This is a genomic window from Fervidobacterium pennivorans (genome assembly GCF_001644665.1).
In the GTDB taxonomy this organism is placed as follows: Bacteria; Thermotogota; Thermotogae; order Thermotogales; family Fervidobacteriaceae; genus Fervidobacterium; species Fervidobacterium ngatamarikiense.
Window position 1 is genome coordinate 1774763 of sequence record NZ_CP011393.1, and the last position, 21031, is coordinate 1795793.

Here is a 21031-nt window from a genome sequence, read left to right on the forward strand (position 1 = left end):
AGCATTTCTTTTATGTAATTAACTCTTCTCCTCCGCCTCTTGCGATTACAATTTCTCCCGCTTCTTCAAGTCTTCTTATAATATTAATTATCTTTTGCTGAGCTTCCTCAACGTCTTTTACGCGAACAGGTCCCATGAACTCAATTTCATCTTTTAGTAACTGCTGGGCGCGTTTCGACATATTGTTGAATATCTTTTGTTTTAGTTCTTCTGATGCACCTTTAAGAGCTACAGCAAGGTCTTGAGTGTTAACCTCCCTGAGAACAAGTTGTACAGACCTGTCGTCGAGTTTAAGAATATCTTCAAAGACAAACATCCTTCTTCTGATTTCTTCGGCAAGTTCTGGTGATTCATATGTGAGTCTTTCCATAATGTTCTTTTCGGTTGACCTATCAAGGTTATTCATAATCTCAGCTGCTGTGTCCAATCCGCCAACAGCACTAAGTGTTTGAGTCGCGACACCTGCAAATTTCTTTTCAAGCAACTTTTCAACTTCTTTGACAACGTCAGGAGACGCGCGTTCCAAAAGAGATATTCGCTTGATAACCTCTATTTGTAAATTCTCAGGGAGAGCACCTAAAACTTGTGCAGCGATGCGAGGTTCAAGAAAGCTGAGAACCAATGCAATAGTCTGTGGATGCTCAGATTGCAGGAAGTTAACAATTTGCACAACATCTGCATTACGCATAAACTCAAATGGCTTCACAGATAGGTTCGAAACAAGTCTTTCAATAATCTGCATTGCCTTTTCTGGTCCGAAAGCTTTTATAAGCATTTCCTTGGCATATTCGATACCTCCGGATATTATCATTTCTCTTGCCTTCGTCAAATTCTGGAATTCTTCAAGGACTGCCTTGCGTTCTTCGTTTGTAACCTTACCAAGATTCGCAATCTCTATTGTCAGCATCTCTACCTCTGATTCTTCAAGGTTTTTCAATACTCTTGCCGCCTTCTCAGGACCCATAGTGACCAACAATATGGCTGCTTTACGCCTTCCTGTCAGCTTTCCAGCCATAATCTCATCCTTTCTCAGATATCCAAACTTTTAAAACTGTAGCCACATCTTCAGGGGAGGTATCCGCAACTTGTTGCAAATAAGATTTGAGTTGTTCCAAAAGCGCTTCTTCCTCCGCACCAGCTGGCATTTCCTCTTCTGTAATTGCTTCCAGTGTTCTTTGAGCCTCTTCCTGTAAAGCCCTGTATCTTTGTTCCATTAACTTTCTCGCTTTCACTTTCTTGAACTGTATTAATCCAAGGTAGGTTGCAAAGAATATCAGCACAGACGCCAGCAACAAAAGAACCAATCTGGTTCGTAACTTTTGCAGTTCCGTAGTTGCTTGCACCTGCTTGTAGAATTCTTGTTCAAATTCTCTACTGAATGGTAGGAACGCAACAGCGTAAGTTACTGAGCCTTCTGGAGTATTTGCGTCTATGCTTTTTTGAATTATCGAACTGATAAGTTTTTCAACTTGGTCTTTTGATGTCCTCTCAAGAACGGTAGAGGAAGAATCGATTATAACAGACAGTGTTATGTTCTCTATCTCGCCCTCGGAGTTTTTCACAATATTCTCAACAATTTGGTTCAGTTCGTAGTTGACTATTTCATGGCTTTTTTGATAATACCCTTGAGTTGTAGGGGATGTTGATTCATAAGTGGTTGGTGGAATATTTGATTCCGTTCCCACAGGACCTCCAGTAGTTGGTTGACTAGTCGAATATTCTTGCTCGGTTTCTTTGCTCCTCACCAGTCCTTCCTTTTTGTTCGGTGCTGTGTAGGTTGTTATTTGCTTTTCTATCTTTTCCCAGTTCAACTTAATGTCCGGTATAACTTCTACACGTCCTGGTCCAAAGACATTCTCGAGGGGAACCTTTATTTTTTGCTTATAGTAATTTTCCAAGCTCACCTTAAGTTCCATCTTTGTCGAAGCCAAAGCTGTTGATGTATCCAAATTCAAAACACTTGTCAGATCGCGCCCGGTTTGATCTATAACCCTTATATTCTCAGGTTTGATTCCTTCAACGGCACCCTGGACCAAAGAACCAATACCTTTGACTTGTTCTTTCGTTAAAGACTGTCCAGGTTTCATAACCACCATTACGGAAGCCCTTGGTTCTGACATTTCTCCACGGACATAATAGGTGTACTTTGGTAGAGTTAAAACCACCCTTGCACTGTCTACACCTTGAATTGTGGAGATAGTTCTTTCCAGCTCTCCCTGAAGAGCTATCTGGTATCTTACTTGTTTATCAAAACTTGTTGCACCAAGATTGTTTTGGTCAAGAATTTCAAACCCTCGAGACGTTCCCGCAAGCACACCAGCTGATGCTAATCGCATACGCACTTCGTAAACATTGTAATTCGAAGGTATCAATATCTTATTTCCAGCTTCGACCTTATAGGGGATGCCCAAAGATTCTAGCTGCTGCAAGATAGGACCAGCATCTTCTTCTGTCTTTGTGGTGAGTAACAAGACATATTTAGGAGCATTTATTACAGCAAGTAAAATGATAGCCATTATGACAGAAACGGCCACCATAATAATTATTAATTTTTGAGATTTTGGTGCTTCTTTCCACTTTTGGGGTATCTTGGAAAACCAGTCCAAAAATTTTCTAAACCACTCCATAGATTCACCACCAAAGAATGATTATATCACATAATCGACGAAAATTTACACTAAAGTAAAGATTTTTGTATTAACAAAACGAAAAAAGGTACTATAATTATAATACCAAAGTTCTGAGGTGATTGCAATGTGGAAAGTCAATGTGAAAGACTTAATAAAAGAACGCAGAAAAGTTATTGAAGGGATATACGCTCCAGAATTCGTTGAACTACACACTGGAACGTACAAGGTTTTGCATGGCGGATTCAAAGTAAAAATGGTTCTTACATATGCCGACAACAAAATATTACTTGGTGGCTATGCACGTGGATATGTCGAAAGACCTTGCGACAGGTGTTTAAAACTTTCAGAAATGTACATTGACGGAATCATAGAAGCAGTGTATACTTTTGAGAAGAAACCACTTTCAAAAAATGAAGAACTGAAAGATTTGGCTAACGAAATATTGTTGACTGGTGATATAATTGACCTTGAAGAACGTATCGTAGAAGGGATAGTTAGTAGTGCGCCTGATGTTTTTGTTTGTAGTCCAGATTGTAAAGGTCTATGTCCATATTGTGGTGCGGATTTAAACGAAGAATCAAACCACACATGTAAGGCTATGGAGGAAGAACAGATAGACCCAAGATTCGCAAAATTACTGAAAATAAAGCATACACAGGAGGGATAAGTATGGCTGTACCAAAACAGAAGCGTTCAAGAAGCAGAACACATCACAAAAGGGCAAAGATTTACAGAGCTTTCAGCGTTGCGGTAACAACTTGTCCAAATTGTGGAGCTCCAAAACAACCACACAGAGTTTGCTTGAACTGTGGTTACTACGGAAAGAAGCAGGTGTTTGAGGTAGCAAAATGATACGAGTAGCACTGGATGTAATGGGTGGAGACAAAGCGCCGGAAGAAATAAAAGCCGGCGCTTTAATGTTTGCGGAAGAGATTAAAAGTTATAAGAAAAGCGTTCACTTAGTGCTCATCGGAACGGAAGATGCAATATCTGACTTGAAAAATCATAAACTGGCAGATTATTTCACGTTGAAAATAGTCAAAGACTACTTACCAATGGACATAAAACCCACTGAAGCCCTACGAAGAAAAGAAAGCTCAATGTATGTTGGTGCTCAAATGTTGAAAGAGCGCCAGGTTGATGCTTTTGTTAGTGCAGGAAACACAGGAGCATTGTTAGCTTGTGCAACCCTTGTCGTCGGGAGGATTGAAGGAATAGACCGTCCTGCGTTAGCCGTTCCTATTCCTTCTCTCAATGGGTTTACTGTCTTGATAGACGGTGGTGCAAATGCAGAAGTGCGCCCAGATTACTTGATTCAATTTGCAGCGATGGGTGTTGAATACGCAAGAATACTTGGCAAAAATTCACCTAAAGTTGGATTATTAAACGTCGGAACGGAAGAGAACAAGGGAACAGATATGCATAAATTAGCTTATCAAATATTGAAAGAGAAATTAGGTCCCATGTTCCACGGAAATGTTGAGGGGAACGACATAAATCTTGGAACCGTTGATGTTGTAGTCACCGACGGGTTTACAGGAAACGTTGCAATGAAAACAATGGAGGGTGTTGCAAAACTAATTTCTCAAACAATAAAAGATGAAGCAAAGAAAAGCATAGATGGTATCATAGGCGCACTTATTTTCTCCAGAGTACTGAAAAAATTGAAAGAAAAGTTGGATCCTAGAACCTATGGTGGAACGTTCTTCTTAGGAGTCGATGGGATAGTTGTAAAAGCTCACGGTAATTCTGATAGAGTTGCTATAAAAAACGCACTAAAAGTTGCAACTCAAGGTGTTGAAAAACAGTTAATTAAAAACTTGGAAGCACAATTAGCGAGGTGGAAATAAACTTATGTGTGGAATAGTTGGCATCATTGGTCATGAATTCAAAGTGGCAGAACTTATAGAAGGTCTGAAAAAGTTGGAATACAGAGGCTACGATTCTGCTGGTATAGCAGCCACTAACGGCAGTCAACTGCTTGTTACAAAAAGCGTTGGCCGTGTTGACTCATTAAAAAATGTCATTGAAGAAGAAAAAGTAGTAAAGAGCGGTATAGCGCATACTCGATGGGCAACACACGGTGCGCCCAACGACACAAACGCTCACCCACATACAGATTGCAGTGGAAAAATTGCAGTAGTTCATAATGGAATCATTGAAAACTATCAAGAACTAAAAACGGAACTTATCAAAAGAGGCCATAAATTTAAATCAGAAACCGATACAGAAGTCATAAGTCACTTAATTGAAGAGAACTTCAAAGGTAACTTATTCCAAGCTGTCCTTGACACTTTAAAAATCCTAAAAGGCGCCTTTGCAATTGCTGTTATCCATTCTGATATTCCCAACGTGATGGTTGGGGCAAGAAAAGGTAGTCCACTTGTAGTTGGTTGCAACGACAAATACTGTGTTTTAGCATCTGATGTCACCCCAATAATCAAATACACACGCGATGTTATATTCCTTGAAGATGGAGATGTCGTTTATATTGAAGGTAATAAAATAAAAATCACCGACTTTTCAGGAAACACACTCATTAGAAAACATACACACATCACTTGGGATGAATCTGCAGCGGAAAAGGGTGGATTTAAACATTTCATGTTAAAAGAAATACACGAGATTCCAGAAGCTATAGAAAGTGCACTTGTCGGAAGAATAGATTCTAACTACACTCCGAGCTTACATGAACTTGATGAATTCAACCTGGAAAGAGTAAAAAGGATACTACTTGTTGCGTGTGGAACAAGCTATCACGCAGGGCTTGTTTTCAAATACTTTGCCGAAAAATACTTAGATGTTGACGTCCTGATAGATGTGGCTTCCGAATTTAGGTACAGACCTATTAAAATCACTGAAGATACTATAACAATCGCCATTTCTCAATCCGGAGAAACAGCCGACACACTTGAGAGTGTTAGAGCTGTAAAAAAGGCCGGAGGAAAGGTTATCGCTATTTCAAATGTTGTAGGTTCGACAATTACAAGAGAAAGCGATGTGACCTTGTATATGAACGCAGGTCCGGAAATTGGAGTTGCAGCATCGAAAACTTACGTGAACCAGCTTGTATTACTTTATTTGCTTGGTTTGTACATAATTAAAAAGCGAGACCTTTGGAACCAGGAGTACAGCGAAATTGTCAAACAAATTGTCGAATCACCAAAAACACTTAAAGGAATAATCTCAAACAAAGAAATAGAAGATGTAGCAGATAATTATAAAAACTACCATCACTTCATGTACATAGGCAGAGGTATAAATACAGCAACAGCACTTGAAGGTGCACTTAAACTAAAAGAAATTAGTTATATAAATGCGGTCGGTTATCCAGCTGGCGAGCTAAAACACGGCCCGATTGCTCTTTTGGACCCGAAATTTCCAGTCTTTGCCTTTGCGCCAAAAGACAGCCTCTATGAAAAGATGCGAAGTAATATCGAAGAAACAAGAGCAAGAAATGCAAGAATAGTCGCAGTTGCGACCCAAGGAGATGAAGAAATAAAGAAAATAGCACATGATGTCATTTACGTGCCAGAAGCCCATGAAGACCTCTATCCTTTGATATTTGCACCTGTAATCCAACTGTTCGCTTACTACATAGCCGACAAACGCGGTTATGACCCAGATAAACCCAGGAATTTGGCAAAGAGCGTTACCGTAGAATAATAAATGTTTATATTCTGACAAAGAAAACGTACTGTCAATAAAAAATTAAGAGGGGATGAAATTGTCAGGTCCCCTCTTTTTGTCAAAAAACATAAAGTTTATATACTCTTAACTTAATTTGCTTTGTAAAAAAGACTTTTTGGTATATAATAAAAAAGAGCATGAACATTAAAACGGTTAATACTCTTTAAAACCGAACCGAAAAATCTAACAGGAGCACAGGGAGGTAAAGTATGGCACAAAAGTTTTGTTCATTTTGTGGACGAGCAGCAGACAAAGTAGAAAAGCTTATCGCGGGACCCGGGAACGTCTATATTTGCAGTGAGTGTGTCGAGTTATTCCACGATATCCTCCAGAGTGATAAGAAGATAAAACCAACAAGTTTTGGCTCAAGAGATAGAAAGGAACTACCAACCCCATCACAGATAAAAAGTGAGCTTGACAAATACGTTATCGGTCAAGAGCGAGTTAAGAGAATACTTTCAGTAGCGGTTTATAACCACTACAAACGCGTATTCTTTGGTAGAGACACTGCAGACGTTGAGATTGAAAAGTCAAACATAATTCTTATCGGTCCAACGGGTAGTGGTAAGACACTTATGGCAAGGATTCTTGCAAAAATTCTCGATGTGCCTTTTGCTATAGCCGATGCCACACCCCTTACAGAAGCAGGTTACGTTGGTGAGGATGTTGAAAACGTAGTTCTTAGATTACTTGAAGTCACGAATTTTGATGTTGAGCGTGCGCAGTACGGTATTATATATATCGATGAAATTGACAAAATAGCAAGGAAGTCTCCGAATCCTTCGATAACAAGAGACGTAAGTGGCGAAGGTGTCCAGAAAGGATTGTTGAAAATCGTTGAAGGAACGATAGCTAACGTGCCACCACAGGGCGGAAGAAAACACCCATACCAAGAGTTTATCAAAGTGGATACAACAAACATCCTCTTCATTGTTGGTGGAGCGTTCGACGGATTGGATGAGATAATCAAAAGAAGAATAGAAGGTAGTGCGATTGGTTTCAACGCACCTGTGAAAAGTAAAGAACAGATGAGGCTTGGTGAAATCTTGAGGCATGTCACCCCTGATGATTTGGTCCAGTATGGTCTAATGCCAGAGTTCGTTGGAAGATTCCCAGTAATCGGTACACTTGACGATTTGACCGTCGATGACTTAGTCAGGATACTCAAAGAACCGAAGAACGCAGTTCTTAAACAATACAAGAAACTCTTTGAGATAGATGGCGTCGAACTGGAAGTTGAGGAAAGTGCATTGTATGCCATAGCCAAAGAAGCTCTGAGACGTGGCACAGGAGCAAGGGCTCTCAAGAGTGTATTTGAAGAGGTTATGATAGATATCATGTTCGATATTCCTGATTTGAAAGCCGTTGAAAAGGTTGTCGTGACCGAAGAATGTGTCACTAAGCGCGAAAGACCTAAGATATACATGAAAGAATCGGCTTAACCAAATTTCAACAAATGCATCTCAAGCTTAAACAAGATGAAGGTGTTGTAGATGATAGTACTCGGAATTGAGACAAGCTGCGACGAGACATCAATTGCTTTGGTTGAAGACAACAAAGTTATAGCAAATCTTGTTTATTCACAAATACTTACGCACAAAAAGTTTGGTGGAGTTGTGCCAGAAATAGCAGCGAGGGAGCATTTAAAAAAGCTCCCCGCTCTTTTTAATCAGTTGTTATCTGAAACTCAGGTGGATATTTCACAAATAGACGGTATTGCCGTCACAAAAGGACCTGGACTCATAGGTGCTTTACTTGTCGGTGTATCTTTCGCTAAGGGATTGGCATTGAGATACAATAAAAAACTTGTTGGGGTAAATCACATAGTTGGACATGTTTATGCAAATTATTTAGCATATTCTGAGCTGAAACCTCCGTACATCGTTCTGATGGTTTCAGGTGGTCATACACTCATACTGAAAGTCGAAAGAGAAGGGAACATAAGACTCATAGGCAGAAGTGTTGATGATGCTGTTGGTGAAGCTTTTGATAAAATAGCAAGGCTTTTAAATTTGGGTTATCCCGGTGGTCCCGAAATCGATAGAGTCGCCAAATTAGGGAATCCTAAGGCTTTCCACTTTCCAAGACCAAAGATGTACGATGCGGACTACGATTTCAGCTTTTCTGGACTTAAGACTGCCGTGCTCTATGAGATTGAAAAACTCAAAAAAAGCGGTATTTCCGAACTACCAACCAACGACCTTGCCGCAAGTGCCCAGGAAGCGATGATAGATGTGTTGCTTTACAAAGTAACAAAAGCGGCAAAGGACAACAATGTAGATAAAATAGTCTTAGCGGGTGGTGTTGCTGCAAACAGTAGACTCAGGGAAAAACTGAATGAATTCGCTTCTGAAATTGAGTTTTATATACCTCCTCTTGAATTTTGCTCGGACAACGCAGCCATGATAGCAAGGGCCGGGATGGAGCTACTGAAAAAAGGTATCGACGATGGATTGATGCTTGAGCCTGTTCCAAATTTATTTGAGATGAATGAAATTATCGTCGGTTCATAACCTAAGTAGTGGTGATACAAGTGTGAATTATATCGTTGAAGTCGAGGCAGAAGTATTGAAGGACATAATCAAGAAAGCTGACAAAGTTTGTGGCACGTTAGAACCATCGATGAGAAAATTAGTATTCCTCTCAGAAGATGAGAGGTTGTATGTTATTGCATCGGACGGTTGTCTCAGCGGATATTTTCCTGTTGTCCCATTCTACTCCAAGATAACCTCTCCTTTTGAAGTTCCTCTTGATGTTGTAAAACATTTTGTATCAGAGCTCAGCGGAAAAATCATCTTGCATTTCCAAGATGGTGTGCTTAGTTTAAAATCTCAGAATGAAATGATGAGACTTAGGATTACACCGTTTCAAAAAGATAGAGAAGAGAAAATCTTTGTTCCAAAACATCCAGAAGGTGCTATTTTTTCGAAAAGAAAACTTTTATCCGAGTTAGATTTCGCATCATCTTTTCTCGAAGAAGGGAGTTATGTAGACCTATATTTTTCTCGAAGCGCTCTCGAGGTTATATCGCAGCACTACGGACTTGTTGCCTACTCGCGCTTAGACGTTGAAAGGAATACAGATAATTCTGAGATGGTCTCTGAAAATGATGTGGTGAGTTTTTCAATTCGTATACCATACGTATCCACGAGGCATTTGATAAAAGTTCTTGAAATCGAAGAGACTAACCAAGTGCAGTTTTCGTTCAACCCAATCAGGAATAAGGTAGTTATCTTCTCAGGTGATACGTTCACAATGTGTGCAGATATTCCCGAAGAAACACCTCACGTGCTTAGGAGCCTGTGTAGCAGATTTGAACCAAAAATTAGAATATTGTCTTCTTTACTCCAAAGATTGTTGAGAAGGTCGTTGATTGCAGGAAGGTTTTCGGATGTGGAAATATACTCAAGACACGGGGAAATTGTTGTTGTCTCTCAACACGGTCCAATTGCATACAAAGGTTCGATACCAATCCAAAGAGAAAGTGAAGAAGTACGATTCTCTTTTCAAACCAAAGCATTCATGCTCAGAAGTGTATTGAATCGAATAGGTAGCCAACATGTGCTCATCGATAATGTAGATGAATATGTTCTTTTGGCTCCACCATCACTCTCCAGATTCCTGGTTGTTAGAAATCAGAGAATTCAATAATTGCAATGCTTCTAACCTTTTCTCCACGTTGTTTTCAGATTTAGTTTCTTGCGTGATTACCTTCCCTCCAAGACTTTTGTAAATCATATCGCTCAGTTCCTTTAAATCTGTCCTTGCCGCCTTTAGCGCATACTGTTGCAAAAGCATCTCTCTAAACCATCTTTCACCAAAACTCTCCTGTATAAGTCCACTCTTTGGGACTGTATTGTACATCTTCTTGAAAACTTCGTATATATACCACGCTGCGAACTCCTCAGAAACTTTTCTGAGCTGTTTTTGATATTCTTCCGAATTTGTATCTATACTGAGGTTCTTTTTCGTATTCAAACTATTTCCACTTTCAGGCTTTTGTTTACCCAAATTGATAATTCTATTCACATTGTTGTTGACCTTATTGAGTTCTATACCCATGTTCAACCCCTCTTGAATAAATTGATAATGTTAACTAAAAGTATTGAAACTTTCCAAAAACCGCATTATCCTTATAAAGAGGGGACACCCCCCAACCAACTCTCGACAAAGGAGGTATCCCGATATGAACAACTCAACGCTCTCTTGTCCAAAATGCGGTTCCACCAGCTTATACAAAAACGGTCATGACAAATACGGTAACCAACAATTCCTTTGCAAACTCTGCCATCATTCTTTCAAACTCTCCCATTCTCACAAACGCAAAAACTTCTCTTTCCCTTATCCCAAATGCCCTTCTTGTGGTAAATCTATGGAAATTTACAAAGTCCGTCGCTCTTTCGTCGTCTTCCGTTGTAGAACTTGTCGTACCAAAGATAGAGTACCTTTTAACCTCCCCGAACCAGTCACCCTTATTCCTGAGAAATTTAAATATTTCCGTTTTCCTATCTACTTCATCTTAAAAGCTTTCGTTTTGTATATGAAACACAATATGTCTTATCGCTCTCTTGCTCATTCTCTTAATATCAAAGTATCTCATGTCACCATATATAAATGGGTTATTAAATTGTGTACTTTATTCTCTGTACTTTTCCCAACATTTACCATCGAAAATGTTTTCTCAGTTCATGCTGATGAAACTGTTCTTGTGTTCAAAGAACAAAAGTACTATGTTTGGCTATTAGTTGATCACGAAACTAACTTAATTCTTTGTTGGCATGTCTCAAAGTACCGTGATATGGGACAAGTCAAAGTATTGCTCGAGAAGTTCTTTGGTAATTCAAAACCTAGAAACATTGAACTTATTACTGATGGACTTGGTGCATATGAAAGTGCAGTAAAGCTGTTGTTCAGAAATATCAATCACGTAGTGGTACCGCTCGGTAAAAACATGTGTGAATCTAAGTTTTCATTACTGAAAGACTTTTTCCGACTCAAGCGAGGGCTGAAGAATACGAAGAACTTAGCGAAATATATTCAAGGATTTTGTGTAGTGAAGAATCTTTGGAAAACGCACAATGGCAATATCAATCGCATTCTTTCACAATTACACTCTTTCATCACTACAAGTTAACACTATCAATAAATTACATAATTCTCAGTTGCGCGTAAATCACGCCAGCTTTGTGCAACTCTTGGATAATCGCTATGATATCCTGGGGTGTTGCGCCAACTGATTTTAAGGCCGTTATGAGATTACCAATCGTAGCTTGCTTATCACCAATCTGCCCGTTAGATATAACAATAACAAAATTACCATACGAAAGCACAAAATCAGCAATTTTCACATCTCCACCGAACACCACAGTTCCAGTTCGTTCGTTTATTACTACCTGTGCTGGAGTATCTACAGGAACTTCAATCTCCTCAAGTAACGCTAGAAAAGCTATAACGTCGTCGGCAAAAGCGTTTGGAACAGTTACCCTTACACTTGCCCCATCGATAGCTTTCGCAATGTTTGTTTTGAATGTAGTATTTATAGCTGTGGCTGTTCGTGCAGCCGTTGTGAAGTCCGGTTTATCTAACAATATCGTTATGGTATTTCCATCGACTATATTCATGGGTATTTCCCTTTCAACAAGTGCACCGTTTGGGATGTAGCCAACGACTGTGAACCGTTTTTGCAAGCTCGCAGAGCCTTTTGCATCCTCTCCACCAACAGATATTGGTCCTTGCGCAACCGCATAGATATTACCATCGGCACCGTAAAGTGGGGTTTGTAAAAGAACACCGTTACGCAAACTCTTCGCATCGTTTATACTCGCTACAACAACATCCAGCCTCATCCCAGGCTTGTAAAACGGTGGTATATCGGCAATAACCATAACAAGCGCCGCGTTTCTACTCTTCAGGTCATTGGGATTGACCGCTATTCCGAAGTTCTTCATCATATTTGCCAAAAGCGAAGAACTGAGTGTTCCACTATCACCCGTCCCATTCAAACCGACAACAAGCCCTATACCAAACAACTGGTTATCCCTGGCACCACGAAATTTAGCAAAATCCTTTATTCTAACAGTTGCTGAGAACGAAATTGTTGAAATTAAAACTAAGAAAAGCATAACAACTATCGCCTTTCTCACCATACGCATCATACCCTATGCCTCCACCAAGTCTCAGATACACTGAATCTAAAATCTAAACAAGTTTGCAATTGCAGAAAGGAGTAATCCTAGCCACGAGCTCTGTTGTGGGTCATCTTGAAAAACGATTTTGCCATTTTCCCAAATTTGTGCATTAATAAGGTCTGTTGAATTAACAATATTACCAGGCTTTATTGCATCAGGATGGACCCAACCAGTTATAATAATCTCCCTGAGGTCATTCCCAACTTTAATCTGTTTGCGTCCTTCGAGGAATAACTTTCCCTGTTCATCCACTTGCTTTACAACAGCAGTTAACTCCAAAACGGCATTTGCCTGGCTTTTGTTGTCGCGCTTATCCGTAGTTGAACCACTTGCTGGTAGATACTTGCTTAAATCAAGCCCTACGAGTTTTGTTCCAGTGTTTATCGCGTTTAGAAAGGCATTTGTCAAAGAATTGACTTGCGATGACGTTGAAATCCTCGGCGATTCGTAGACCATTATCGTAACGTAATCTCCAACCCTGGAAGGTTTGTATGTTCCTATAAGATTTTTAAACTGGGGGTTGGTCGAAGATGTGTAAAGAGAAGTTGCGTATAGACTGGATGCTAAGAAAAATATCGCAAAAAGTGATATTACTAAAATCCTATTTGAAATGCATATCCAGAACCCTTTCTTCATCTCTACTTCACCTCCAACACCATTACAGTTCCATCTTGTTGAACAGTTCCTTTTATGATACTTCCATTGTCTAAATTCTTCACAGATATCACATTGCCAGCATAACCGTGTTCCAACGCTTGGGCGAGAACAGAGACTGTGACGCCTCCTACGATGCTGTAAGCTTTTACCACCTGACCTTTTATAACGATGGGAACGTCTTTTGTGTATCGCATATCGAGTATTTCACCTTTCGTAAAGACCTTATCTGCAAGCAAAGGCAAATCTTCTTCAAAAATAGGAACTTTATTCAATGCCAGTACGTTCACTTCGTTGTAAACCACATCTGTAGCCCCTATAACCTCTCCCCTCTCTATCTTTCTACTCGCAACTGCAACTTTCCTTAAAAGAATCGCTTCATACATGAGTGAAACATATCCAACCGTTCTACTTCCTTTCTTCAGTGTAACTCTGACGTATGGAGAACTCTTATTCGATACTTGAACAAAGATGGAATAATTATCATGGTCGATGATTTGTCCAACTTGATTTTTCAACCTGAACTGCGTCCCTTCAGGGTATCGTTTTGAAAGCTCATTTAAAACTATTAAACTCATATTTTCAACAGTTAAAACCTCTCCGAAAGCACTTTGACTTGCGCTCTCTTGTGGCTTAGCTTCAATTACAATTGGGATATCATCTATTTGAGCCTCGACGTTACCAACGCGCTTTTTGACTAAATTGACAAGGTAACGCTTATTTAAAGAAAGCGAACTATTAGCAGGCACATACGCAACGATTATCTTTTCAAGCACCTCTTTTGGAACATCTGTCTGCGAAGCTTCAACAAGCTCGAGCATAGTAACTGGTCCACCGGAAGTTGTAACGGAAGATTTGAATGAGACAAAATAGGAATAACTTGTGGATACAATGAATAAAAAGAAAAATATTATCGCTACTAATAACTTTTTACAAGTCACTGCTTTGTCACCTCGTTTACTTCAGTTTTTCTCGTTCCGTACTTAAACTCAACTTACTATTCCATAATAAACTTCGAGTATCCTTAAACAATTAAATAAAAAAGCGCACAATGTGTGCGCTTCTTTTGGTTTCACAGAGCAACATATTACACATCCAAATCGACTAAACTCAGCTGTCTTGCATGTCTCATTATGTATCCTCTACGTTCTTCTGCATCTTTACCCATAAGGATTTCAAATAGATTGTCCGCTTCTTCTGCATCTTCTATGCTTATTCTCATTATCTTTCTCGTTTCTGGATTCATCGTTGTCTCCCACAGTTGTTCTGGATTCATTTCCCCAAGACCTTTGTATCTTTGAATTTCATACCGTTTTCCGTTTATGCTCGCAAGTTTGGCTTTCAGCTCCTCATCGGAATACAGGTAAACAGGCTTCTCTCCACTGACGGTTAGTTTGTAAAGTGGTGGCATTGCAACGTATATTCTTCCGTTCTCAAGTAATGGTCTCATGTACCTGTAAAAGAGCGCCAAAAGCAGTGTTCTTATATGTGCACCATCAACGTCGGCATCGGTCATTATTATTATCTTTCCATATCTCAACTTCGACTCGTCGAAGTTATCTCCAGTTCCGGTTCCAATAGCTGTAATGATATCTCTAATCTGTTCGTTTTTAAGAAGTTTTAGTTCGTTGCTTTTTTCAACGTTAAGTATCTTTCCTCTCAATGGCAAGATTGCTTGGAAATTTCTATCCCTTGCCTGCTTAGCACTTCCACCTGCTGAGTCACCCTCAACAATGAAAAGTTCTGATTCTTCCAAGTTTTTGGTTATGCAGTCTGCAAGCTTTCCTGGTAATGTCGATGCACCAAGACTACTTTTCCTTTTTACAGCTTCTCTTGCACGTTTTGCTGCCTCTCTTGCCTCACGCGTTTGCTGTGCCTTTTGGATTATAACCTTCAACACAGACTCGTTGACTTCGAAGTAATCTGTTAACTTGTCTCTAACAACTTTTGCAACGGCTTCTTGGACCTCTTCGTTACCGAGTTTCGATTTCGTCTGTCCTTCGAATTGCGGTGTTCCCATCATCAGAACAGATATTACCACCGTCATCCCTTCACGCAGGTCCTCGCCTCTAAACGGTTCACCTTTTATCATATTTTTCTTCTTTCCAAGCTCGTTTACAACCCTTGTAAATGCCGTTTTAAAGCCTGTCACATGTGTTCCACCGTCGACAGTCTTTATGTTGTTTACGAATGAGATAATTTCCTCGGTGTCACCATCAGTATACTGGAAAGCTACTTGGACCTGGACATCCTGGACACTACCTTCTATAAAAACCACTTCATGAAGAGTTTTTTCACCTCTATTTAAATAGGATACAAATTCTTTCAATCCTCCGGAGTAATGGAGGGTTCTCTGAATATTGTTTCTCTCATCAATAAATTCAATAGTGACATTTGGATTTAAGAATGCCAAATCCCTAAGTCGTGTGAGTATTGTGTCTGAATCAAATTCAACGGTCGTGAATATGGTTTTGTCCGGTTTGAATCGAACTATTGTTCCTCGTTTCGTAGTTTCACCAATAACTTCTACTTCCGTTACTTTTTGACCTCGCGCGTAGCGTTGGCGGTAGATTTTACCATCTCTGTGAACCTCAACTTCCATCCATTCTGAAAGTGCGTTCACAACAGAAGCACCAACGCCATGTAAACCTCCACTTACTTTGTAGCTCTCTTTTGAGAATTTACCACCAGCATGGAGTGTAGTCATCACAACTTCCAGTGCACTGGTTCCTGTTTCAGGATGTATATCAACAGGTATTCCTCGTCCGTTGTCTTCAACTTCAACAGAACCATCAGCCTTTATTGTAACTCTTACCTTGTCACAGTAACCCTGGATGGCTTCGTCTATACTGTTATCAACAATTTCATACACAAGATGGTGTAAACCCGTCTTTCCTGTGGACCCGATGTACATGCCGGGTCTCTCGCGAACGGGCTCAAGACCTTTTAAAACCTTTATGTTTTGTGCTGTGTATTGATTTGTCATTTCTTCTTTGTTTACCATGTTATTCACACTTGCCACCTCCGGCTTAAAAAGATAATGTTAACTAAAAGTATTGAAACTTTCCAAAAACCGCATTATCCTTATAAAGAGGGGACACCCCCCAACCAACTCTCGACAAAGGAGGTATCCCGATATGAACAACTCAACGCTCTCTTGTCCAAAATGCGGTTCCACCAGCTTATACAAAAACGGTCATGACAAATACGGTAACCAACAATTCCTTTGCAAACTCTGCCATCATTTTTTCAAACTCTCCCATTCTCACAAACGCAAAAACTTCTCTTTCCCTTATCCCAAATGCACTTCTTGTGGTAAATCTATGCAAATTTACAAAGTCCGTCGCTCTTTCGTTGTCTTCCGTTGTAGAGCTTGTCGTACCAAAGATAGAGTACCTTTTAACCTCCCCGAACCAGTCACCCTTATTCCTGAGAAATTTAAATATTTCCGCTTCCCTATCTTTTTCGTCTTAAAGGCTTTTGTTTTGTATATGAAACACAATATGTCTTATCGCTCTCTTGCTCATTCTCTTAATATCAAAGTATCTCATGTCACCATATACAAATGGGTTATTAAATTGTGTACTTTATTCTCTGTACTTTTCCCAACATTTACCATCGAAAATGTTTTCTCAGTTCATGCTGATGAAACTGTTCTTGTGTTCAAAGAACAAAAGTACTATGTTTGGCTATTAGTTGATCACGAAACTAACTTAATTCTTTGTTGGCATGTCTCAAAGTATCGTGATATGGGACAAGTCAAAGTATTGCTCGAGAAGTTCTTTGGTAATTCAAAACCTAAAAACATTGAACTTATTACTGATGGACTTGGTGCATATGAAAGTGCAGTAAAGCTGTTGTTCAGAAATATCAATCACGTAGTGGTACCGCTCGGTAAAAACAATCAATGTGAATCTAAGTTTTCATTGTTGAAAGACTTTTTCCGACTCAAGCGAGGGCTGAAGAATACGAAGAACTTAGCGAAATATATTCAAGGATTTTGTGTAGTGAAGAATCTTTGGAAAACGCACAATGGCAATATCAATCGCATTCTTTCACAATTACACTCTTTCATCACTACAAGTTAACACTATCCTTAAAAAAATCTTTTTAACCCCTGCGTTCTATTTCAATCTTTACATCTGAGACCGTCAAACCTAAGTGCTGTTCTATCCTTTTTTTGACCTGACGTTTCATCTTCCTCAGTTCGTTTACCCACATTATATCGTCACACGCAATCGTTACTATCCCTGAATCAAAGTTTTTGAAAGTGCAGTGCTTTGAAACTGCACTGCCAAGTATCTGCGTGGTTTCATCATCCAACAAAGCCATAATAAGCAACTTCCTGAAAAATTCGTTGCTCTTTGCTAAATCTTCAAATGCTTTTTTCAGAGTAAGCATTTTATATACTCCTCAAATTGTTTGGCAAGATTCTCAGAAAGGCTTGTACTAAGAGTTTTTAACGTACCAACCTGATGAACAGGGACAATACCTCTGCTTGTGTGTGTTAAGAAAACTTCGTCAGCGTAGAAAATTTCGCATGGTTCAACGTACCTTTCCTCAACGCTATATCCGTTCTCTTTCAAAAATTTTAATACGTACATACGTGTAATTCCGTCTAAAATACCAGAATCTAATGACGGCGTTACAATTTTGTTGTTCTTCACCAAAAAGACGTTACTGAATGTTCCTTCACAAAGTTGACCTTTACTACCAAGTAAGAGCACATCGTAATTATCACCTTTTGTAAGTCTTGCAAGGTATATATCTGGTCTTCCAATGGATTTCAAATCTGGAGGAATGCTACTTGCATCCGCTCGTCGAACAGTTGTAAAATCGACCTTAACGTAATCAACCTCAAAATTCTCGGTAGATTCCTGCAAGACATAACTGATTAATCTACCATCGTATATGTATACCACTCTTATTCGTTCCGAAAGATTGTCATATATTAACTTTTCAAAATCCTTATAAGTAGGTGGTTCTATCCTTAAGTATCCCAATGACTTACAGAGTCTACGGTAGTGTTCATTAATCGCAAACGGTTTCCCGTTGTAAGTCCTTAGAGTTTCGTAAACAGCTATTCCCCGTGTTAATCCTTCGAGAATTTCATTCATTTGATGCGTGCTTTTGAACAACTTTCGACACCACACCTTCATTCGTAACGGAACATATTTTTACTTTTGAAAATTCTCCAGTAACACCACAACTACTTTCGTGAAGTAAGTAGTATTCATCATATCCGTAAGCAATTCCATTCTGGACACCTTCGACCAACACGACAGTCGTCTTACCTACGAGCTTCTTTCTATACTCGTATGCAACATTATCTGCATGCTTTATAAGAATCTCTGCACGTTCTTTCTTGATATTTCCCGGTATTTGGTTTTCGAAACGTGCAGCAGGTGTATTTGGCCTTTGTGAATATCTAAAGGTATGTACTTTGCTGAACTCTACGGTTTTAATAAAATCTAAAGTTTCTTTGAATTCTTCTTCTGTTTCTCCAGGAAAACCAACCATTATATCGGTTGTGATAGAGAAGAATGGATCAAATTCTCTGAGTTTGACAACTCGAGAGATGAAATAATCCGCCGTATAGTTTCTACCCATCCTTCGCAATACACTTGTGCTTCCGCTTTGAGCAGGGATATGCAAATGATTACAAATTCTCTCTTCTTGAGCAATGACTTCTATCAACTCGTCTGTCAAATCCTCAGGATTTATCGAGCTCAACCTGATTCTGAAATCTCCTTCAAGCTTTGCAATCGTTCTGAGTAATTGTGCAAGATTTAAACCTAAATCTGCACCGTATTTTCCTAAGTTTAAACCTGTTATCACTATTTCCCTGTGTCTTTTGCTAACAAGCTTTTCTATCTCCTTAACGACAACTTCCATCGGTTTGCTCCTAATCTTTGTTCCTCTCAGCGAACGTATAACGCAGTATGTACATCCATTGTTACAACCATCTTCTACTTTTACGAAGGCTCGGGAGCGCTCAGTTACGGAGTTTTCAACGATTTCGAACGATATATCATCCTCTTCCCAGTAACGCGAGTTGAAATAACCCCCTACTTCGTTTATGAAGCTCAGTATACGTTTTTTCTCAAGGTTCCCTAGTACTAGGTCAACACCCAAATTTTTGTATTCTTCAACCGTTCTTGGGACCTGAACATAGCAACCTGTGAGTATTATCTTAGCATCTGGATTAAGCTTTCTTAGATGTCTTACCGTTTGTCTAACTTTTCTCTCTGCTTCGCTTGTAACAGCACAACTGTTAAGTATATAAACCTCTGCTCCTCTGTCTTCGCCATAAAGTACCACATAACCCGCATTTTCAAGCATTTCTATCATTAATTCACTTTCGTATTGATTAATCTTGCAACCATGAGTAATTACGGAAACTCTCATCAGCATTTCACACTCCTGCATAATTAACTGCTTTTATCTAACTTCATAAGGTATTTCGGCATTAATAGCACGTTGTAAAATTGAAACCCTTGTAACATAACCAAGCAGCACGTTGTTCGCGTCAACAACAGGAATCATCTTGTAACCTTTCCTCATTATCATGTCTGCTACGTAAAGCAAAGTATCATTAGGTTTAACTGTGAATACAGGCTTTGTTGCGTATTTACCAATGGGATGCTTGGCTATCTTCTTCAAATTTGTTATGAATAAATTCGTGTCTGGCAAGAATGCCGCTGTCTGCAGCAAGTTAAAGTAGCTTGGTAAACACGCCTTGATTATATCGTCCTCGCTTACAAATCCGACAACTTTCAAGTCCGTGTCTACAACACAAACACCTGATAGCCCCGTTTTGTTAAGTATTTCTATAACCTCTTCAACGGTGTCACTTTCGAAAACGAAAGTCAAATCGTAGGTCATGAAATCCTTGACCTTGAGATTTTGCATGTTACTCCACCCTCTCAGTTGTGATATGGGCTAAGAATTCTTCTATTTGCCCTACTGACGGCGGTTCTTTACCCAAATAACTCGTCTTTGCAACAGCTGCCGCGTAACCATACCTTGCCATATCAAGACAACACTTATTTTGAAGATGCGCATACACCATCGCAGCAACAAACGTGTCTCCGCTACCAAGTAAATATGAGTGGTCTATCTGAACCTTTGGTGAGAACTTCCAAACACCATCCTCATTCGCAACAAAATCATGTATCGTTTTGTAGGATAGTATAACCAGTTTTGCTCCTTGTTTAATAAAGTCTTTCGCCGCCTTTATATATTCCTGCTCGGTGCTCAAAATATTCCCAAGTACCTTTTCACTCCTTCGCATGTCATATTTCAGAACATCTGGGAATGCAATTTTTATGGAATCGGTTATGATCTCATCACGCGCTTCCCAAAAAACAAATTTATTGTATTTCTTAGCTATCTTCGTCAGCTCGCCGTAGATACTATTTGGAACACCTCTTGGAATGCTACCTGAAATCACAACTACCTTTACCTTTTGCACCAGTACTTCGTATCTTTTTATAAACTTTTTAACGTCTTCCTCACTTACAGTTGGACCTTCCGAGTTTATCTCTGTCAGTGTATGGTTTATCGTATCCGCGATAGCTATATTCTCTCGAGTTTCATCGTTTATTCTCAAAAAGCTTGTGGTTATAAGTGTGCTTTTTTTTCTGAGTTCTGAAAGAAGTACATTCCCTACGTAACCACCGAGAAAACCTGTCGCGATAGAACTAACACCGTAATGAGACAGGATAACAGCAACATTAACTCCTTTTCCACCGGGGCTCATCGTATTTTTTTCATTCGGAACAATATTCAGTTTGTCGATTTTAAAATTGTCAATTACAAATTCACGGTCTAAAGCTGGGTTGAGACATACCGCCAAAACCTCCATAA

Annotated in this window: 21 protein-coding genes; 9 read left to right on the top strand and 12 right to left on the bottom strand. The window is 39.4% G+C overall.

Features of this window, described 5'->3' with window-relative positions:
• Positions 1 to 10: 10 nt before the first annotated feature.
• On the bottom strand, positions 11 to 1015 hold the full coding sequence (fliG, locus tag JM64_RS08210; protein ID WP_064012210.1) for a flagellar motor switch protein FliG: 1005 nt from the start codon (positions 1013 to 1015) through the stop codon (positions 11 to 13).
• A gap of 4 nt (positions 1016 to 1019) precedes the next feature.
• Entirely contained in the window at positions 1020 to 2627 is a 1608-nt protein-coding gene (fliF, locus tag JM64_RS08215; RefSeq protein WP_064012211.1) for a flagellar basal-body MS-ring/collar protein FliF, read from the bottom strand.
• Between the two features lie 127 nt (positions 2628 to 2754).
• Between fliF and JM64_RS08220 the strand changes: the two genes are divergently transcribed.
• The 7 genes from JM64_RS08220 to JM64_RS08250 all read left to right on the top strand — a co-directional run bounded on the left by JM64_RS08220 (position 2755) and on the right by JM64_RS08250 (position 9971).
• Complete coding sequence (locus tag JM64_RS08220; protein ID WP_064012212.1) at positions 2755 to 3297, top strand: YceD family protein; 543 nt, start codon at positions 2755 to 2757, stop codon at positions 3295 to 3297.
• A 2-nt stretch (positions 3298 to 3299) separates the two neighbouring features.
• Complete coding sequence (gene rpmF, locus JM64_RS08225) at positions 3300 to 3482, top strand: 50S ribosomal protein L32 (RefSeq protein ID WP_014451598.1); 183 nt, start codon at positions 3300 to 3302, stop codon at positions 3480 to 3482.
• Positions 3479 to 4480 (top strand): phosphate acyltransferase PlsX, encoded by a 1002-nt coding sequence (plsX, locus tag JM64_RS08230; protein WP_064012213.1) that lies wholly within the window; start codon positions 3479 to 3481, stop codon positions 4478 to 4480. Before rpmF ends, plsX begins: the two co-directional genes overlap by 4 nt.
• A 4-nt stretch (positions 4481 to 4484) precedes the next feature.
• Positions 4485 to 6296 (top strand): glutamine--fructose-6-phosphate transaminase (isomerizing), encoded by a 1812-nt coding sequence (glmS, locus tag JM64_RS08235; RefSeq protein ID WP_064012214.1) that lies wholly within the window; start codon positions 4485 to 4487, stop codon positions 6294 to 6296.
• Between the two features lie 233 nt (positions 6297 to 6529).
• Positions 6530 to 7762 carry an ATP-dependent Clp protease ATP-binding subunit ClpX gene (clpX, locus tag JM64_RS08240; RefSeq protein WP_014451601.1) on the top strand — a complete coding sequence of 411 codons (1233 nt, stop codon included), beginning with the start codon at positions 6530 to 6532 and terminating at the stop codon, positions 7760 to 7762.
• Positions 7763 to 7813: 51 nt separating this feature from the next.
• Positions 7814 to 8833, top strand: a complete 1020-nt coding sequence (tsaD, locus tag JM64_RS08245; protein WP_064012215.1) for a tRNA (adenosine(37)-N6)-threonylcarbamoyltransferase complex transferase subunit TsaD — start codon at positions 7814 to 7816, stop codon at positions 8831 to 8833.
• Between the two features lie 22 nt (positions 8834 to 8855).
• Complete coding sequence (locus tag JM64_RS08250; RefSeq protein WP_064012216.1) at positions 8856 to 9971, top strand: hypothetical protein; 1116 nt, start codon at positions 8856 to 8858, stop codon at positions 9969 to 9971.
• Here JM64_RS08250 and JM64_RS08255 read toward each other — a convergent pair.
• Positions 9927 to 10382: a rod-binding protein gene (locus JM64_RS08255; protein WP_064012217.1), complete on the bottom strand. Its 456-nt coding sequence runs from the start codon at positions 10380 to 10382 to the stop codon at positions 9927 to 9929. The two genes, JM64_RS08250 and JM64_RS08255, sit on opposite strands and share 45 nt — an antisense overlap.
• Before the next feature lie 124 nt (positions 10383 to 10506).
• Between JM64_RS08255 and JM64_RS10095 the strand changes: the two genes are divergently transcribed.
• Complete coding sequence (locus JM64_RS10095) at positions 10507 to 11454, top strand: DDE-type integrase/transposase/recombinase (protein ID WP_064012218.1); 948 nt, start codon at positions 10507 to 10509, stop codon at positions 11452 to 11454.
• 13 nt (positions 11455 to 11467) lie between these two features.
• On the opposite strand, the gene JM64_RS08265 is transcribed toward JM64_RS10095, so the two are convergent.
• The 4 genes from JM64_RS08265 to gyrB all read right to left on the bottom strand — a co-directional run bounded on the left by JM64_RS08265 (position 11468) and on the right by gyrB (position 16166).
• Positions 11468 to 12463 (bottom strand): flagellar basal body P-ring protein FlgI, encoded by a 996-nt coding sequence (locus JM64_RS08265; protein WP_064012603.1) that lies wholly within the window; start codon positions 12461 to 12463, stop codon positions 11468 to 11470.
• 48 nt (positions 12464 to 12511) lie between these two features.
• Positions 12512 to 13144: a flagellar basal body L-ring protein FlgH gene (locus JM64_RS08270; RefSeq protein WP_014451606.1), complete on the bottom strand. Its 633-nt coding sequence runs from the start codon at positions 13142 to 13144 to the stop codon at positions 12512 to 12514.
• A gap of 2 nt (positions 13145 to 13146) precedes the next feature.
• The gene (flgA, locus tag JM64_RS08275) at positions 13147 to 14103 is read right to left on the bottom strand and encodes a flagellar basal body P-ring formation chaperone FlgA (protein WP_231882351.1); all 957 of its coding nucleotides are present in this window, start codon (positions 14101 to 14103) and stop codon (positions 13147 to 13149) included.
• Positions 14104 to 14249: 146 nt separating this feature from the next.
• Positions 14250 to 16166: a DNA topoisomerase (ATP-hydrolyzing) subunit B gene (gene gyrB, locus JM64_RS08280; protein WP_269446868.1), complete on the bottom strand. Its 1917-nt coding sequence runs from the start codon at positions 16164 to 16166 to the stop codon at positions 14250 to 14252.
• A gap of 133 nt (positions 16167 to 16299) precedes the next feature.
• On the opposite strand from gyrB, the gene JM64_RS10100 reads away from it, so the two are divergent.
• Positions 16300 to 17250: a DDE-type integrase/transposase/recombinase gene (locus tag JM64_RS10100; protein WP_064012219.1), complete on the top strand. Its 951-nt coding sequence runs from the start codon at positions 16300 to 16302 to the stop codon at positions 17248 to 17250.
• A gap of 22 nt (positions 17251 to 17272) precedes the next feature.
• Here JM64_RS10100 and JM64_RS08290 read toward each other — a convergent pair whose 3' ends face one another.
• From JM64_RS08290 to JM64_RS08310, 5 genes are read right to left on the bottom strand one after another with little or no spacing between them, the layout of a single operon-like run.
• Entirely contained in the window at positions 17273 to 17563 is a 291-nt protein-coding gene (locus tag JM64_RS08290) for a DUF721 domain-containing protein (RefSeq protein ID WP_064012220.1), read from the bottom strand.
• Entirely contained in the window at positions 17551 to 18300 is a 750-nt protein-coding gene (locus JM64_RS08295; protein WP_231882356.1) for an aminotransferase class IV, read from the bottom strand. Before JM64_RS08295 ends, JM64_RS08290 begins: the two co-directional genes overlap by 13 nt.
• Complete coding sequence (gene mtaB, locus JM64_RS08300) at positions 18272 to 19573, bottom strand: tRNA (N(6)-L-threonylcarbamoyladenosine(37)-C(2))-methylthiotransferase MtaB (RefSeq protein ID WP_197473470.1); 1302 nt, start codon at positions 19571 to 19573, stop codon at positions 18272 to 18274. Before mtaB ends, JM64_RS08295 begins: the two co-directional genes overlap by 29 nt.
• Before the next feature lie 30 nt (positions 19574 to 19603).
• Positions 19604 to 20074, bottom strand: coding sequence for a CBS domain-containing protein (locus JM64_RS08305; RefSeq protein WP_064012223.1), 471 nt, complete (start codon positions 20072 to 20074; stop codon positions 19604 to 19606).
• A 1-nt stretch (position 20075) separates the two neighbouring features.
• The gene (locus tag JM64_RS08310) at positions 20076 to 21029 is read right to left on the bottom strand and encodes a 1-phosphofructokinase family hexose kinase (protein WP_064012224.1); all 954 of its coding nucleotides are present in this window, start codon (positions 21027 to 21029) and stop codon (positions 20076 to 20078) included.
• Between the last annotated feature and the right edge of the window lie 2 nt (positions 21030 to 21031).

Excerpts from the sequence above, each read along its gene's own strand:
- fliG (WP_064012210.1), bottom strand. The coding sequence starts at position 1,015 with ATGGCTGGAAAGCTGACAGGAAGGCGTAAAGCAGCCATATTGTTGGTC.
- fliF (WP_064012211.1), bottom strand. The coding sequence starts at position 2,627 with ATGGAGTGGTTTAGAAAATTTTTGGACTGGTTTTCCAAGATACCCCAA.
- JM64_RS08220 (WP_064012212.1), top strand. The coding sequence starts at position 2,755 with ATGTGGAAAGTCAATGTGAAAGACTTAATAAAAGAACGCAGAAAAGTT.
- rpmF (WP_014451598.1), top strand. The coding sequence starts at position 3,300 with ATGGCTGTACCAAAACAGAAGCGTTCAAGAAGCAGAACACATCACAAA.
- plsX (WP_064012213.1), top strand. The coding sequence starts at position 3,479 with ATGATACGAGTAGCACTGGATGTAATGGGTGGAGACAAAGCGCCGGAA.
- glmS (WP_064012214.1), top strand. The coding sequence starts at position 4,485 with ATGTGTGGAATAGTTGGCATCATTGGTCATGAATTCAAAGTGGCAGAA.
- clpX (WP_014451601.1), top strand. The coding sequence starts at position 6,530 with ATGGCACAAAAGTTTTGTTCATTTTGTGGACGAGCAGCAGACAAAGTA.
- tsaD (WP_064012215.1), top strand. The coding sequence starts at position 7,814 with ATGATAGTACTCGGAATTGAGACAAGCTGCGACGAGACATCAATTGCT.
- JM64_RS08255 (WP_064012217.1), bottom strand. The coding sequence starts at position 10,382 with ATGGGTATAGAACTCAATAAGGTCAACAACAATGTGAATAGAATTATC.
- JM64_RS10095 (WP_064012218.1), top strand. The coding sequence starts at position 10,507 with ATGAACAACTCAACGCTCTCTTGTCCAAAATGCGGTTCCACCAGCTTA.
- JM64_RS08270 (WP_014451606.1), bottom strand. The coding sequence starts at position 13,144 with ATGAAGAAAGGGTTCTGGATATGCATTTCAAATAGGATTTTAGTAATA.
- gyrB (WP_269446868.1), bottom strand. The coding sequence starts at position 16,166 with ATGGTAAACAAAGAAGAAATGACAAATCAATACACAGCACAAAACATA.
- JM64_RS10100 (WP_064012219.1), top strand. The coding sequence starts at position 16,300 with ATGAACAACTCAACGCTCTCTTGTCCAAAATGCGGTTCCACCAGCTTA.
- JM64_RS08290 (WP_064012220.1), bottom strand. The coding sequence starts at position 17,563 with ATGCTTACTCTGAAAAAAGCATTTGAAGATTTAGCAAAGAGCAACGAA.
- JM64_RS08305 (WP_064012223.1), bottom strand. The coding sequence starts at position 20,074 with ATGCAAAATCTCAAGGTCAAGGATTTCATGACCTACGATTTGACTTTC.
- JM64_RS08310 (WP_064012224.1), bottom strand. The coding sequence starts at position 21,029 with ATGGAGGTTTTGGCGGTATGTCTCAACCCAGCTTTAGACCGTGAATTT.